This window comes from Nocardia sp. NPDC004151 (genome assembly GCF_042874235.1).
Classification (GTDB): Bacteria; Actinomycetota; Actinomycetes; order Mycobacteriales; family Mycobacteriaceae; genus Nocardia.
Genome location: NZ_JBIAMR010000005.1, coordinates 19574 through 32907, shown reverse-complemented (window position 1 = coordinate 32907; position 13334 = coordinate 19574). Strand labels below are relative to the sequence as shown.

Here is a 13334-nt window from a genome sequence, read left to right as displayed (position 1 = left end):
CGGCATAGGTGCCGGAAGCGGCGCATCGGGCTAGGCCGAGTCCGCCGCGTACTGGTATTTGCCGCGGTCCAGCTTGCGAACATTGCTGTTGTCGCGCTGTGCCATTCGGCCCAGCGCCACCGCGACGTGATGACGGGCGCTGATCGGCAGCTCCACGCCGCGACCCTGCAACGCCGCGATCACCTCGGCGGGGGTCCAGGTCTGCTCGGGGTGCTCGGCGAGGAAATCCGCGACCACCCGCGGCAGCGAGCGGTTCTGCTCCGGCGCGGGCGCGCCCGGTTCGGACGTCGGGGCGTCCTGGTACTGATCGTCGCGGGCCGTGTCCAGCCAGTTGGCGACGGTCAGCAGTTTCGAGCAGGCCGCACGCAACTCCGCACCCGGCGAACGGATGTCGCCGAGGTTGTACATCGCCTGGTAGTAGCGCCCGATGTTGGTGAGCATCTCGATGACCTGCTGCTCGGTGTCGGCGACGATGGCTTCGCTGCTGCGACCCGATTGCGCGGCCGCCGCCACTGCTCCCACGTCCACGTCCGGCGTTCCCCTTTACTGTTGACCGGTTGCTTCCAGTACCCGGTGGATGCAAGACAGCCCAGACAGTAGCCGGGGCCGCCCACCGAATTGTGAAAGACTACAAGGTCATTGCCACGTCCGGCGACCCAACGTCAGGACCATGATCGAAAAGCCCGACTCGCGCGAGCGCGACACGCCGAACGTTTCGGAGCGGACGTCTATCGCGATATCACCTCCGTGGGAGGCACGCTCGAACCCGGTGAGAACTTCGCCGGCTACCAGATCTTGCGAAAGCTGGGGGCCGGCGGAATGGGCGCGGTCTATCAAGCCCGAGACCGCGACCTGCCACGATTCGTGGCCCTGAAACTGCTGACCCTGCCCGGCGGCGAACGCGAACACCGGGCCCGGTTCCAGCGCGAGGCCGATACGGTTGCGCGCCTGCAGCATCCGAACATCGTCACCGTCTACGCGCGCGGCGAGGAAGACGACCGGCTGTGGATCTCCATGACCTTCGTCGACGGCAGCGACGTGGCGCGGGCACTGCGCGCGGGACCCATGCATCCGGCGCGGGCCGTGCGCATCATCGCTGAGACCGCGGCGGCGCTCGACCACGCCCACGACACCGGCATCCTGCACCGCGACGTGAAACCGGCCAATATCCTGCTCGCGGACGGGCGTCCGGAACGGGCCGTGCTCACCGACTTCGGCATCGCCAAATCCCTCGACGAGAGCCGGCAGCTCACCCAGAACGGGGAGATCCTGGCCAGCTTCCAGTACGCGGCCCCGGAACGGCTCACCCGGCCCGGGGAGGCCGATCGGCGCGCCGACGTGTACTCGCTGGGGTGCACGCTGTTCCACATGCTGACCGGAGAGGCGCCCTACCCCGGGCAGAACGTCGGGCAGATCATCTACGGGCACGCCTACGAGCCGGTGCCGTTGCCCTCGGACCGGAACCCCACGCTGCCACGGGGTTTCGACGAGCTCATCGCCCGCGCCATGGCCAAAGACCCGGAACGGCGCTTCGACACCTGCACGCATCTCGCCTGGGCGGCCTCGCGAATGCTGCGCCGGCCGGGGACGCATCGCACCGCCCCGGCCGGGACGGTGCACGTCAGCGGGCCCAGATACGCTGCGGGACAACCCGAGCGCAATGCCACCACGATGCCTCCGGCGCCGTTGCCGATTCCGATCCGGCCGGGCAACGGTCCCGCCACCACGCGGCCGGGGCCGGAACCCACTCGACTGAACAGCGGTCCGGGGCCGACACGCGTGAACAGCGGCCCCTCGCCGGCTCGCCTCGACAGCGGGCCCGCGCCCACTCGGCTCACTACCGGGCCCGACCAGGCGCGCCTGAATACGGGACCCGCACCCACCCGGGTCAATACCGGTCCCGCACCGGTCAATCCGGGTACCGGACCGGCGCCGGCCCGGGTGAATTCCGGTTCCGGTCCGGTCGCTTCCGGTGCCGCGCCGACGCGTCCCCATACGGGTCCCGCGCCGACTCGGCTGGTGACCGGACCCGCACCCCTGCGCGAGACCACCGGGCCCGCACCCGGTTCGAGCAGCGCCGGGCCCGCGCCGACCCGCTTCGGGACCGGACCCATGCCGTCCGATGTGAGCGGGCGTCATGATGTTCCCGGTATCGGCATTCGCACCGGGCCCGACCCGGGTACCGGGACAGGGCCGGGCGCAAGCGTTCCCGGTAAGCGCCGCGGCCCCGGCCGGATCCTGCTGGCCGCGGCCCTGGTGGTCACCGTGGCGGTCCTCGGGTACCTGCTGGTGCACGCGGGCGACGGTCGGCCCGGACCGGGCAATGCGGCGGCCTCGAACACGCCCACCATCACGGCGACGACCACCGGGGCGGTCACGACCGAACCGACCACCACCACGGAGGTTCCGCAGGTCACGACCGCGCCCTACACGCAGCCGACCACGGCGGCCCCGTACACGCCGCCTCCGATCACATCCCAGCAGCCGAAAACGGTTCCGGTACCGGATGTGATCGGGTCCGCGATCACGCAGGCCAAGGCACGCCTGGAGAAGGACGGGTTCGTCGTCGAACAGGTTCAGCGCGAGGACAAGAGCACGAAAGGCACTGTCCTGGAAACCTCCCCGGCCGCCGGGACCGCGAAGCCGGTCGGCTCGACCGTCAAGGTGACCGTGTCCACCGGTCCCTCGACCACCACGACCATCACCGTGCCCGCCCTGATCGGTCTCACCCCCGCCGCCGTCACCTCCGCGCTCCAGGCTCTCGGCTGGCACGGCAGCGTCGCGAAATCCACCGGGACGACCAACGATTCCACCAAGGACGGCAAGGTGATCGCGCAGAACCCGGCAGCCGGCGCCTCGGTGACCCCGGACCAGGCGATCACCATCACCGTCGGCGCCTACACCATCACCTCCTCCAGCCCGGTCAGCTCGACGACCCCGGCGGCCGGCTGAACCTCTGGTCAGCCGTCCGCGCGGCTTCGGGCGGATCGGGCAGGGTCAGGTCCTCCGGATCGGCGCGGGCCTGACTCCTGTTCGCCCTGACCATCATTCACCGCTCACGTCGGTGACCGCTCCGCGTACGGGCGGCTACCAGATGTTCCAACTGGTCCGCCCGCGCATCGACTCGATCTCCTTGGCGATCGTCTCGAGCCGGGGTACCAGTCCCTGGAAGTACCGCCGCGCATCGCAACTCTCACCACACCCCTGATGCACGGTCAAACCCCGCTGCGCCGCTTGCAAATTCATGACGGGATAGTCGGGCGCGTCGTGCGAAATCACCCTCACGACTGCACCCCCGTCCCCCGCGCCGCCGCATTGATCACGGCAATTGCCTGACGTTTCCTGGCGCACACTGACATCGGGCACCCCTCGTGTACCCGCAACACGTCCCGCGCGTACGCGTTAGTCATGATGGTCACCGCTTCATGGCCCTCGATCGGTATGCGGAACATGCTCGACTCCGATTGTCGGCGTGGATGTTTGAGTTCCCCTTCGCCGGGGTGCGTCAAGTAGACCACTTATCGAATCGCCGGTGGAAAGTTTCCGACGCGACGGTAGCGCGCAATTCTTCCCATTCCGAAACGCGCATCAACGATAGTGAGGCTGAGGGATTGGTCGTTGGCCCGTCAGATCACATGCCCCACATCGGTTTTCACCAGTCGATCCAGGGCACGCTCGGCGAGGGCGGCGATCGTCATCGACGGGTTGCAGGCTGCGGTATTGCCGGGCATGAGGGCGCCGTCGAGGACGTAGAGACCCGATTGGCCGAGGACCCGGCCGTCCAGGTCGCAGACCGCGCCCATGCCGGCGCCGCCGAGGGGGTGCCAGGTGGAGGGGAACGCGAGGTTGGTGTCGAGCAGGGTGCTCGACGGACCGGCGATGCGCTGGACGGCGGGGCCGATGTGGTTGTTCTGGATGGTGGCGTCGCCGTCTGCGGGCCAGTGCAGGGTCGCGGTGTCGGCGGCGGAGTCATAGCGGAATTCGCCGCGGCCGGTGCTGACGCCGTAGCCGACCATCATGGTGCTGTGCGCGTCGACCGACAACGGCGGGATGGAGGCTTGGATGACGGTGTGCGCGCCGTCCGGGTCGTCCCAGTTCAGGCTGCCGTAGACGACGGGGCCGCCCTGAGCGAGGCCGAATTCCTCGGTGGGGGCGGTCCAGACGTAGATGCGGTCGGCATTGGTGCCCCAGCCCCGGCCGAGCTGGTCGGGCAGATCGGGGATCTGGCCCTTGGCGGCCGCGCGCACCAGCAAGCGGGTCGTATTGAGGCTGCCCGCCGACAGCACCAGGGCATCGGTGGTGAGGATCTTGTTCTCCAGCACCGTGCCAGCGGTGTCGGTGCGGTTCACGTGCACGGTCCAGCGGCCGTCGGGAGCGCGCTCGATATCGGTGACCTCGTGCAGGGTTTGCACGGTGACCCGGCCGGTGGCCTCGGCGGCGGCCACGTAGGTGACGTCGACGGTGTGCTTGCCGCCATTGTTGACGCCGAGGGAGCCGGCCCCGTTGGTGTAAGACGCTGCCATCTCGCCGCGCAGTTCGGCGAGCGCGTAATTCCAGTCGATGGGCATGGGGATCTTCGACACGGGGAGCCCCGCGTCGCGGGCGTGCTCGGCGAAAACCCGGGCGGCCCTGTAGTTCGGCGTCTCGACGAGTTCGTCGGGTGCGACGGCCAAGCCCAGCATGCGCGCGACCCGGGGGTAGTAGACGCTGTCGAGCTCCGCCCAGTCCAGCCCGCCGGGGAAATGAGTGCTGAACACCGCCTCGGTCGGCTGCAACGACATGCCCTGGTACACCAGCGATCCGCCGCCCAGCCCGGCCGCGCACAGGGCCGTCATGTTCTCGCCGGGCACCGCCTCCACCAAGCCGGTGTACTTGTCGAAAACGACCGGCCTGCCGAACAATTCGGGACTCGACCGATGCCACAGCATCCGCTTGTCCGGCGCGGTGGCATTGGGGAACGTGGTGGCGTTCGGACCGGTCGGCCAGCGCATACCGCGCTCCAGCAGCAGCACCGGCACTCCGGCCTCGGCCAGGCGCAGCGCGGTCACCCCGCCGCCGAACCCCGAGCCGATGACGATGACCCGATGCTCCTCCCGGGTGAGCTCGACCCGGTTGATCCGGGCGGCGATGCCCGCGCGGGCGGCGGGTGCGGTCGCGAGCAGGGCGGCGGTGGCGGCGACTCCGGACAGCAGGGAGCGACGCGATATTTCAGACATGGGACACCTAGGTGATCGGCGAGAAGGGAACGGCGGCGGGAATTCTCAGGCGAAGGCGCAACCCGAGAGCGGTGTGCCGTTGAGCCGGTCCATCAGATAGCCGATCGCATTGTTGGTGCCGAAACCGTCGATCAATTCCGGTCCGAAGTGATTGGGAATCGTCGCGCCCGACAGGATGGGCGGCAATTCATTGGTCCGGAAGCTGACCGTCGCACCCGCGGCGCACCAATCGCTCGCCAACTGCTTGGCCTGACCGTAGGGGACGGTGTCGTCATTGACGCCGCTGGTGATCAGCACCGGACTGGCCGGGGTCAGCGATCCGATCCGCTGCTGCCGCAGAATGTCCTGGATCGACGGGATTTCGCGCATGTGGTCGACGAGCGGACGCTGATCGACGGTGAAGGCGTTGGTGCGCAGGAACGGATGCAGCGCGATCACATCGCCGATGCACGCGTTCGACAGTTCATCGAGCAGACCCTGCCCGGCGGACGTCACCCGAGAATTGAATTCGGGCCGTAGGTCCGGGTACCGGTCCAGGAAGCCGTTGAGCGCGAACCCGACCGCGCCGCCGATCAGACTGCCCTCGATCCGGTCCAGGATCGCCGACAGATCCGCGGTCGGCGCGCCCGCCCAGGTGCCCTTCAGGTTCAGTTCCGGCGCGTAGCTCGGCTGCATCTCGGCGGCGGCCGCGCTCGCCCCGCCGCCCTGGGAGTACCCCCAGAACGCGAGCGGCGTGTCCGCCCCGGTGCCTGTGAGCCGGTTCGCGGCGCGGGCGGCGTCGAGCACGGCGTGCGCCTCCTCGATCCGGTTCGCGTAGGTGTGGATGCCGGGCGTGCCCATCCCGATGTAGTCGGTGACGAAGACCCGCGCGCCGAGCGCGTTCCAGGCGAACGCGGCCAGCACCTCCTGGTTCGCCGAGAAGGTCGGCGGGGTCAGGCTGGCGTACATGCCGGTCGGGAAGGCCAGCGACAGCGCGCACTGGTCACCCTGCCCGACCGTGCCCGGCGCGATCAGCACCGTCGGGCGCGGGCCCTGCCCCTGCCACGGGCGACTGGAATCGATGAACGTGCCGGTCACGGCGACGGGCGTGTCGTCCTGGGTGCGGGAGGTGTACATGACCCGCTGCGCCGCCAGCGGCCAGGTCCCGTCGGCGGCGGGCAGCGCGGGCAGCACCGACATGCCCTCGGTCTTGATCACCGCGCCGGGCGCCGAATCGAATTGCTGTGGCGGGTAATAGAAGTCGCTCACCGGTTCGGCCACGGCGGGCGTCACCGCGGCGCAACCGGCCACGACCGAGAGGGCCGCGACGGCGACTTTGAGGTAGCTGATCGGCCGCCGGGCAGCCGGGACGGGCGAGTACTGCTGACGAGGCATAGTGCTCTTTCTCCACGGAAGTCACACCCCGAGTAACCGGGTTACTCGAGTAACGGCGTTACTGTAGCGGCATGGCCAAGGAGACGGAAGAGGTAATACGGGCACGAATCCTCCTCGAGGTGCGCACCCTCCTGGAGTCCGAAGGCCACGACGCCGTCCAGCTCCGCGAGGTGGCCCGCCGCGCCCGCGTCTCCCTCACCACCATCTACAAGTTCTTCCCCACCCGCGATGACCTGCTTGTTTCCGCCATCGAAGCCTGGATGGAAGACAACACCTACCTGCCGATGGAACCCCCGCCCCCCGGCGAACCCCTCCGCGACGGCCTGCTCCGGGTCATGCGCCACGTCTTCGACCCGTGGGAACGCCACCCCGCCATGCTCACCGCCTACCACCGCGCCCGCACCGGCCCCGCCCGCCACCGCCTCGACAATCACGGCCTCGACGCCGTCTTCCCCATCGCCGCCGCCGTCCTCGCCGGCGCCACCCCCCGCTACCTCGAAGATATCGCCGTCATCCTCGCCAACCTCACCTCCTCCCTCCTCGCCCAATGCGCCGACGGCACCCTCCAGGTCCCCGAAGTCCTCCCCATCCTCGAACGAGCCATCCACCGCCTCACCACCAACAACGAACCCGAAGCCGCCGAAGCCCTCACCCGCCGCGAAGCCACCACCCCCTACCCCCTCTCCCCCGACGTAGCCGCCCCCTTCGTCCGCACCCCCACGGATTCCCCTGCGCCAGAACAACCCTGAGCCCACCCCACTCCGCCCGGCAGCACCCCCAGCAACCCCCTCCCGCACGCCGATAACCAGCCGATTTGGATGTTCAGGGGGGTAGTGGGGTAATCTCGTCGAGCACGAGCGAGAGCACGAGCACGAGCGAGAGCACGAGCACGAGCGAGAGCAAATGCAACGGGCTGTGGCGCAGCTTGGTAGCGCACTTGACTGGGGGTCAAGTGGTCGCAGGTTCAAATCCTGTCAGCCCGACGTAAGAAAATCCCCTCCGACTTCGGCCGGAGGGGATTTTCTGTTATTCGACCACCCACAGATTTGGGGCCAGTCTGGGGCCACTTGGGTCGGCTCGCGGATAGTCGGGTCCCATCCTGGCCAGTAGCTCGGGTATCTGCGGTCCCGCGTTCGGCAGCGTGAGGAAGCGGGCGAGCAGCTCTCCGTCGTCCTGCAGGGCCTTGACGTCCGGGTGCAGGTAACGCTGGGTGATCCGCGGGTCGGTGTGCCCGGCGATCTGCTGCAGCCGATGCAATGGCACGCCCGCGTCGGCGAACCAGGTCAGTCCGGTGTGCCGCAGGTCGTGCCGGCGCAGATGCTCGAATCCCAACCGCGCCACCACATCATCCCAATGCGTCGCATCCCGCAGAACACCGGTAGCGATCCGGCCACCGCGTGGACCGACGAACAACCGCGCGTCCATGAGCGCCTCACGCAACTCACGTTCGCTGGCCTCCGGGTGGGTTCGACCGACTCGGTCACGGGAGTCGTTGATGTGGGTCAGCACCAGCGGCCGAATATGGCCGATGATCGGGATGCGTCGCACCCTCTTCCCTTTCGTACCTTTGTCTTTGAGACCGCCGGGCCCCGGGGTTGTCTGGCGGCGCAAGGTCCACATCCACTCGGCGGTGTCGATGTCGCGGACCCGGCAACCGGAAACCTCGCCGATGCGGGTCGCGGTGCACGCCTCGAACATGACGGCATCGCCCCACCCTCGATAGTGTCCGGCCGACGCGGCGACTAAGGCTGCGGCGAGGGTTTCGAGCGCATCCCAGTCCGGTAGCGCGAGTGCTCGCGGATTGTCGAGTTCATCCTCGTGCTTGTCGAGCTGAGCCTGCCAGCCCGTCACATCGACGCGGTTCCGGTCAACTACCTCGTCGCGCACGGCCTGGTCGAGCACGCGTCCCAGGACTGCGAGGGTGTTCTTGATCGTGGACCGGCCGCTGCCGTTGGTGATCCAGAGGGTCACTGCCCGGTCAGCCAGACCGTTCGTGATCATCGTGACTGGAATATGGCCCAAGGTCGGCACGATTCGCAGTCGCCACCCGGCGCGGTAGGGATCGAGGGTTTTGGGCTCGAGGCCGCGCATCGCGGTGTCCCAGTGCAGATCGCCGTACTCGGCCAGCGTCGCCGTTGCCATGCGCGGGTCCACGCCACGAGCTGCTGCCTGCTGGACCCGCTCGATCCAGCTTTCGGCCTCCTCCGCCGTGTCGAACGATTCGGACTTGGACACGCGTGATTTGGTCGCTGGATCGGTCCAGCGCACCCGCGCCCGACACCGACCGGCTTTCCCGCGTTGCTCGACGTACCCGGTGATGGGCACGCCGAGCGGCACGATATCGATGGGTGTGTTCATCACGCCGCGGTCGGGTCGACGCGCCGATTCACTAGGTAGGAAAGTACGTCGCTGCCGCTGTAACGGATTACGCGCTCGGAGATTGGTACGAAGGGTGGACCTTGCGGCGGTTCAGCCGTGCGCCACCGCCGCAGGCTGGATGGATCGACCTTCAAGACAATGGCAACCTCTTCGGTGGTGTACCACTTCGATGCCTCTAAGTCCGGCATCCGCATCTCGGCGTTCATGACTCTCTTCCCATCGCTTTTCGGGTATCGCTTAGTTGGGTCGCGGGCGGATTGACAGGGAACTGATCCCAGACCATGCCGTCGAGGCTGCGGCCATTCTGTTTGGGGGTGTGTCCGCCCCATTGCTTGAAGAAGAACGGCACGCCGGCGGTGACGCAGTGATCTCGTAGCCCTCGTACCCACTCCGGAGAGACCGGGCGGGCGCCAGGGCCGGACTCACCGCCGACGATGACCCACCCGATTCCATTGTGTTGACGGCGCATTACCGCGGTGAGGTCGACGGGCCCCAAGAGTGGCTCGCAGGACAGAAACCGCACAGCTGCAGGTATTTCGAGCAGATGCTCGGCGCGGATGAGTGTGTCTTGATCCTCTACCGAGACACCCATCCATAGGTTGGACGGCCAGGCCAGCCTCTCGGCCAAGCGACGGGCTCGTAAGGACCGTTTCGTCAGTACCTGGTAGGTGTGTTGTGGCGTCGCAGTGATCACCTCGAATACGTCGCGGATGAACGCTTCAGGGACTCTGGCATGGAACAGGTCCGACATCGAGTTGACGAACACCACCTTCGTTGAACGCCAGCGTCGGGGTATGTCCAGTGCCGCAGGATGAATCGTGATCGCGAACCCGGGCCCGGAGGTGCGGGGGTCGCCGTCGATCTGATATTTCGGCGCACCCATCGCCTTGAGCCGCTTGGCCATCGACAGTGCGTAGCAGTTGGTGCAGCCGCTGCTGATGCGGTCGCAGCCGGTGACCGGGTTCCAGGTCACCTCGGTCCACTCGATACCGGTCATGACGCGGTTTCCTCACCGTTTGCAGGAGTTTGGATCAGTCGCAATCCCGACAGGGTGTCGCGGGTGGTGTCGCTGCTGCCGTAGCGTGCGACGACTCGCGCGACAGTGGAGTGATGGACACCGATTTCGTCTGCGATCTCGCGTGTGGAACGACCCGCGGCATGCAGCGCCAGGATGCGCTCGTCGCGGGTGATCGGATCGTCACTGTCGCGGGCTGTCGCAGGACTGTCGCCTGGTGTCGCGCCCGTCGCGGCGGGCTGTCGCGGCGTCGCATCCTGGTGTCGTGCATGCAATTCCGACCCGAAACCATCCCCAGCTAACGCTTCAGGGCTGCCTTGATGGCTTACCGCGTTGACGGATGCGGCGGACGGTTCGCCAACCTCCACAGCCGAAGCTCTGCCCGGCGCGGTGTGCGTGGAAATATCGACCACAATCGGAGGATTGAGTGCCGTATCCCTGCCGGCGACAGGGGAACTGGATTCGGAGAGCAGGGCAAAGCCGCAGGCGACCATCAGTCCGTCCAGCACCAGGGGGCCGACGGCGGAGCCGACGGTGCCGTACTCCCAGCTTTGCAGGACGTCGTGGACGTGGCCGTAGGAGATGAGCGCCGAGCCGGCGGCGACGGTGCCGACACCGCCGTAGCGGGCCAGCGCCCACGCCAAACCGGGTCGCCATCGGACTCGCGAGAGAGCTTCGACGGCCAGCAACAGCGTGACAGGCCATACGGCGGAACCGATTTGCGGCCACGCTCCCGGCGACCAGCCGTGTGGCTTGGACGCGGCGGGTAACCACGTGTGCAGCCAGTTCATCACGATCGATAGCACCGATCCGAATATGAATCCGGCCCATGCGACAACCTTGCCGCCGCGGTCTGTCGCATCGGTGTCGCGTGTGCGACGGGTGTCGCGCGGCTGCTGCGACATGCTGTCGCGGCTGTCGCGGGCGGTTGTCATGATCGCCTCCTCACTAGAGGTCGCGGGCGCCTCGCCCTTGCCTGGGCAGGGCGCGGATAGGGCGGTGTCGCGTCCGTGCTGGTTGGTTGCCGGTGGTGCGACAGTGCTGACGCGAGGTGTGCCTTGGGGCGCAACGTCATTGGCGCGCCCCACGATCGAACCGGCGTCGTTGCCAGTCACCGACCACCACCGTTCGCACCCAGCGCGGGCGTGTAGACGGCGGTGTAAAGGCGGGCCTTGTCGTTGTCGGGGTCGGGTCCGGTGTAGGTGACCGACACGGTGGCGCCGACGTCGAAACTGGTTGCGCCCGAGGCGTTCATCGCCTGCCCGATCGCCTGCTCCATGCGGCTGGTCGGGTACAGGTTGCGCGGCCCGTTGGGGGTCTCGATGGTGATGAACAACTGCTGGATGGCGTTGCCGTGGTCGTCGGTGTCGACCTCGCCCGGGGCGCCGCCGTACTTGAGCTTCGGCTGTTCACCGATCTTGGTGATACGCCCGTAGACGGTGGTGCCGGGCGTGCTGTTCTTGCCGAACGCCGAGGGGATCTTCGCGGCGGCGGCAGTGAAGCGCTGTCCAAAGTTGGTGCTGGTCATGACGGTTTTCTCCTTTGTGATCAATCAGGGATAGGTGTAGGTCAGCGGCTGCGGGTGACCTGCCGCTGCTGGTGCGGGCCCGACCTCGGCTGCCGGTAGTGGCGGTCGAGGTAAGGCACCATCTCCAAGTCCTCGAAGCCGTGGCCGGCGTCGAGGTGGTCGGACAGGTCCTTGCCTGCGGCGGCCTGGAGCACACGAACTTCACCGACGTGGCCGTGCAGGGTTTCGGCGACCTTGGCGGCGTGGTGATAGCCGGGGCGGTCACGGTCCGCGACCACGATTACCCGGCCCGCTCCGTGCAGCCATTTCGCGTGCTCGGGTGTCCAACTGCCGGCGCCCATGGCGTTGCAGGTGGCGACCTGGCCGGCGTCCATCGCGCGGCCGACGTCCTTCTCGCCCTCGACCACATAGATCTCGCGGCCGGCCTGCACGCCGTCGAGCAGCTCAGGCAGCCGGTACGGGATCGGCGCGAAACCTGTTGGCTCCCAGCTGTTCCCGGTCCAGTGCGTCTGGGTGAAGGACTTCTTCTCGCCGTGCTCGTGCGGGGTTTTGTGCCGCACGACCACACCTTCCTCACCGCCGTCAGCGCGGCGGTAGAGGTAGCCGCACACGTTCTCCGTCGGTCCGATCGCGTCGCCGAGGTCGGGTTTGGACGGGATCGGCAGCCGCGCGTAGTCGATAGCCTTGTCCACCAATGACACTCGCTGCTGGTGTTCCTGCTGGGCTCGGGATTGCGCATGGCGTTGCCCGCGGTGGTAGGGCTGGTTCGGGTTGCGTTCGGGTAGTCGGTCCCACATGTCGCGCACGCGGAGCCCGACCTTGTCGAGGACGTCTTTGTCGTCGCAGTGGGCGAAGCAGCGGACGATGGTTTTGCCTTGGGCGGGGTCGTAGCGGACGCCGAGGGAGGGGTTGTGGTGCTGGCCGTCGGCCTCGTGGACCGGGCACAGGAACACTGTCCAGCGTGCCCGGTCCCGGCCCGGCCCCATCGTGGCGGTCAAGGCAGCGGTGATCAGCTGCCATGAACGCCTTTGAGCCGGATTGTGATTCATGCCGATCAGCGCTTCCGCTGGATCTGGCCGCGGGGGCGGACCCGATGCGGTTCGGTCAGGGCCTTGGCCTGGTGCAGGCTTCGGTGCTGGACCTCGTCGAGTCCGCCGTCCCAGCCCTGAGCACGGTTGTGCTCGACGTTGTCGAGGAACCGGTCCATGGTGTCGGGACGGTCGCGGAAGTCCTCGTAGGCGCCGGTGAGGTACTGCCACTGGCCGGCGTGCGGGCCGTCGTTCCACCGGCCGTGGATCTCACGGGCCTTGCTGAAGCACTCCCCGATCTCGGACTCGGTCACTCCCGCCTGGTAGGTGCGCTGTTGCAGCGCCGCCTGTTCCCGGAAGTCGGACCGCATGGCTTCTTCGTGTTCGGACTGCATGGGTGGTCACCGGTCCCTTCTGATCGGCTCGCGCTGCATGGACGGCTTCAATGCCTGCATGACGCAGCGCTCTTCGCGGGCGATGTTGTGGGCCTGGTCCAAGCTGCGCATCTGCACCTCGGACGGCCCGTACTCGGCGTAAACGGTCGGATTGGTGCGCAAGTCCTCGACGAAGACGCGCATGTCCTCGGGGAAGTCACGCCAGTCGTTGTAGGCGGCGTGCAGGAAAGCCCATTCCTGCGCGTGAGGACCCGACTGCCACCGCTGGTCGTATTCAGCAACGCGGCGACCGATCTCCTCGACCTGCTCGCCGGAAACCCTGGGCGCCAAAGCGTTCAGGCTGATCGCGGCACGGTCGGAGAAGTCCGCCCGCATCGCTTCCTCGTGTTCGCTGTGCAT

14 protein-coding genes and 1 tRNA gene are annotated in these 13334 nt (G+C 67.6%); 3 read left to right on the top strand and 12 right to left on the bottom strand.

Features of this window, described 5'->3' with window-relative positions:
- Positions 1 to 30 precede the first annotated feature (30 nt).
- On the bottom strand, positions 31 to 528 hold the full coding sequence (locus ACFYTS_RS13510) for a hypothetical protein (protein ID WP_357278036.1): 498 nt from the start codon (positions 526 to 528) through the stop codon (positions 31 to 33).
- Between the two features lie 219 nt (positions 529 to 747).
- Between ACFYTS_RS13510 and ACFYTS_RS13505 the strand changes: the two genes are divergently transcribed.
- Complete coding sequence (locus ACFYTS_RS13505) at positions 748 to 2952, top strand: protein kinase (RefSeq protein ID WP_387303916.1); 2205 nt, start codon at positions 748 to 750, stop codon at positions 2950 to 2952.
- Between the two features lie 135 nt (positions 2953 to 3087).
- Here ACFYTS_RS13505 and ACFYTS_RS13500 read toward each other — a convergent pair whose 3' ends face one another.
- The 3 genes from ACFYTS_RS13500 to ACFYTS_RS13490 form a co-directional block, all read right to left on the bottom strand.
- A complete protein-coding gene (locus tag ACFYTS_RS13500) occupies positions 3088 to 3246 on the bottom strand; it encodes a hypothetical protein (protein ID WP_357084279.1) in 159 nt (52 codons plus the stop codon).
- A 380-nt stretch (positions 3247 to 3626) separates the two neighbouring features.
- Positions 3627 to 5216, bottom strand: a complete 1590-nt coding sequence (locus tag ACFYTS_RS13495) for a GMC oxidoreductase (RefSeq protein WP_387303912.1) — start codon at positions 5214 to 5216, stop codon at positions 3627 to 3629.
- 45 nt (positions 5217 to 5261) lie between these two features.
- Positions 5262 to 6590 carry a lipase family protein gene (locus tag ACFYTS_RS13490; protein ID WP_387303910.1) on the bottom strand — a complete coding sequence of 443 codons (1329 nt, stop codon included), beginning with the start codon at positions 6588 to 6590 and terminating at the stop codon, positions 5262 to 5264.
- A gap of 71 nt (positions 6591 to 6661) precedes the next feature.
- Here ACFYTS_RS13490 and ACFYTS_RS13485 point away from each other — a divergent pair, with 71 nt between their 5' ends.
- The gene (locus ACFYTS_RS13485) at positions 6662 to 7339 is read left to right on the top strand and encodes a TetR family transcriptional regulator (RefSeq protein WP_387303907.1); all 678 of its coding nucleotides are present in this window, start codon (positions 6662 to 6664) and stop codon (positions 7337 to 7339) included.
- A gap of 160 nt (positions 7340 to 7499) precedes the next feature.
- A tRNA-Pro gene (locus ACFYTS_RS13480) sits at positions 7500 to 7573 on the top strand.
- 43 nt (positions 7574 to 7616) lie between these two features.
- Here the strand turns inward: ACFYTS_RS13480 and ACFYTS_RS13475 are convergent.
- The 8 genes from ACFYTS_RS13475 to ACFYTS_RS13440 form a co-directional block, all read right to left on the bottom strand.
- Positions 7617 to 8915: a tyrosine-type recombinase/integrase gene (locus ACFYTS_RS13475; protein WP_387303904.1), complete on the bottom strand. Its 1299-nt coding sequence runs from the start codon at positions 8913 to 8915 to the stop codon at positions 7617 to 7619.
- A gap of 32 nt (positions 8916 to 8947) precedes the next feature.
- Positions 8948 to 9175 carry a helix-turn-helix transcriptional regulator gene (locus ACFYTS_RS13470; RefSeq protein ID WP_387303902.1) on the bottom strand — a complete coding sequence of 76 codons (228 nt, stop codon included), beginning with the start codon at positions 9173 to 9175 and terminating at the stop codon, positions 8948 to 8950.
- Positions 9172 to 9966 carry a DUF5131 family protein gene (locus ACFYTS_RS13465; protein WP_387303899.1) on the bottom strand — a complete coding sequence of 265 codons (795 nt, stop codon included), beginning with the start codon at positions 9964 to 9966 and terminating at the stop codon, positions 9172 to 9174. Before ACFYTS_RS13465 ends, ACFYTS_RS13470 begins: the two co-directional genes overlap by 4 nt.
- A complete protein-coding gene (locus tag ACFYTS_RS13460; protein WP_387303897.1) occupies positions 9963 to 10919 on the bottom strand; it encodes a helix-turn-helix domain-containing protein in 957 nt (318 codons plus the stop codon). Before ACFYTS_RS13460 ends, ACFYTS_RS13465 begins: the two co-directional genes overlap by 4 nt.
- Before the next feature lie 176 nt (positions 10920 to 11095).
- Positions 11096 to 11512 carry a hypothetical protein gene (locus ACFYTS_RS13455; RefSeq protein ID WP_387303894.1) on the bottom strand — a complete coding sequence of 139 codons (417 nt, stop codon included), beginning with the start codon at positions 11510 to 11512 and terminating at the stop codon, positions 11096 to 11098.
- A 41-nt stretch (positions 11513 to 11553) separates the two neighbouring features.
- Positions 11554 to 12510 carry a toprim domain-containing protein gene (locus tag ACFYTS_RS13450; RefSeq protein WP_387303891.1) on the bottom strand — a complete coding sequence of 319 codons (957 nt, stop codon included), beginning with the start codon at positions 12508 to 12510 and terminating at the stop codon, positions 11554 to 11556.
- Between the two features lie 56 nt (positions 12511 to 12566).
- Complete coding sequence (locus ACFYTS_RS13445; protein ID WP_387303889.1) at positions 12567 to 12935, bottom strand: hypothetical protein; 369 nt, start codon at positions 12933 to 12935, stop codon at positions 12567 to 12569.
- A 6-nt stretch (positions 12936 to 12941) separates the two neighbouring features.
- Positions 12942 to 13334 carry a hypothetical protein gene (locus ACFYTS_RS13440; protein ID WP_387303886.1) on the bottom strand — a complete coding sequence of 131 codons (393 nt, stop codon included), beginning with the start codon at positions 13332 to 13334 and terminating at the stop codon, positions 12942 to 12944.

What these genes read in the sequence shown, in the direction of transcription:
- ACFYTS_RS13445 (WP_387303889.1), bottom strand. Translation starts at nt 12,935, where the DNA reads ATGCAGTCCGAACACGAAGAAGCCATGCGGTCCGACTTCCGGGAACAG.
- ACFYTS_RS13485 (WP_387303907.1), top strand. Translation starts at nt 6,662, where the DNA reads ATGGCCAAGGAGACGGAAGAGGTAATACGGGCACGAATCCTCCTCGAG.
- ACFYTS_RS13440 (WP_387303886.1), bottom strand. Translation starts at nt 13,334, where the DNA reads ATGCACAGCGAACACGAGGAAGCGATGCGGGCGGACTTCTCCGACCGT.
- ACFYTS_RS13495 (WP_387303912.1), bottom strand. Translation starts at nt 5,216, where the DNA reads ATGTCTGAAATATCGCGTCGCTCCCTGCTGTCCGGAGTCGCCGCCACC.
- ACFYTS_RS13500 (WP_357084279.1), bottom strand. Translation starts at nt 3,246, where the DNA reads ATGAATTTGCAAGCGGCGCAGCGGGGTTTGACCGTGCATCAGGGGTGT.
- ACFYTS_RS13455 (WP_387303894.1), bottom strand. Translation starts at nt 11,512, where the DNA reads ATGACCAGCACCAACTTTGGACAGCGCTTCACTGCCGCCGCCGCGAAG.
- ACFYTS_RS13470 (WP_387303902.1), bottom strand. Translation starts at nt 9,175, where the DNA reads ATGAACGCCGAGATGCGGATGCCGGACTTAGAGGCATCGAAGTGGTAC.
- ACFYTS_RS13460 (WP_387303897.1), bottom strand. Translation starts at nt 10,919, where the DNA reads ATGACAACCGCCCGCGACAGCCGCGACAGCATGTCGCAGCAGCCGCGC.
- ACFYTS_RS13490 (WP_387303910.1), bottom strand. Translation starts at nt 6,590, where the DNA reads ATGCCTCGTCAGCAGTACTCGCCCGTCCCGGCTGCCCGGCGGCCGATC.
- ACFYTS_RS13465 (WP_387303899.1), bottom strand. Translation starts at nt 9,966, where the DNA reads ATGACCGGTATCGAGTGGACCGAGGTGACCTGGAACCCGGTCACCGGC.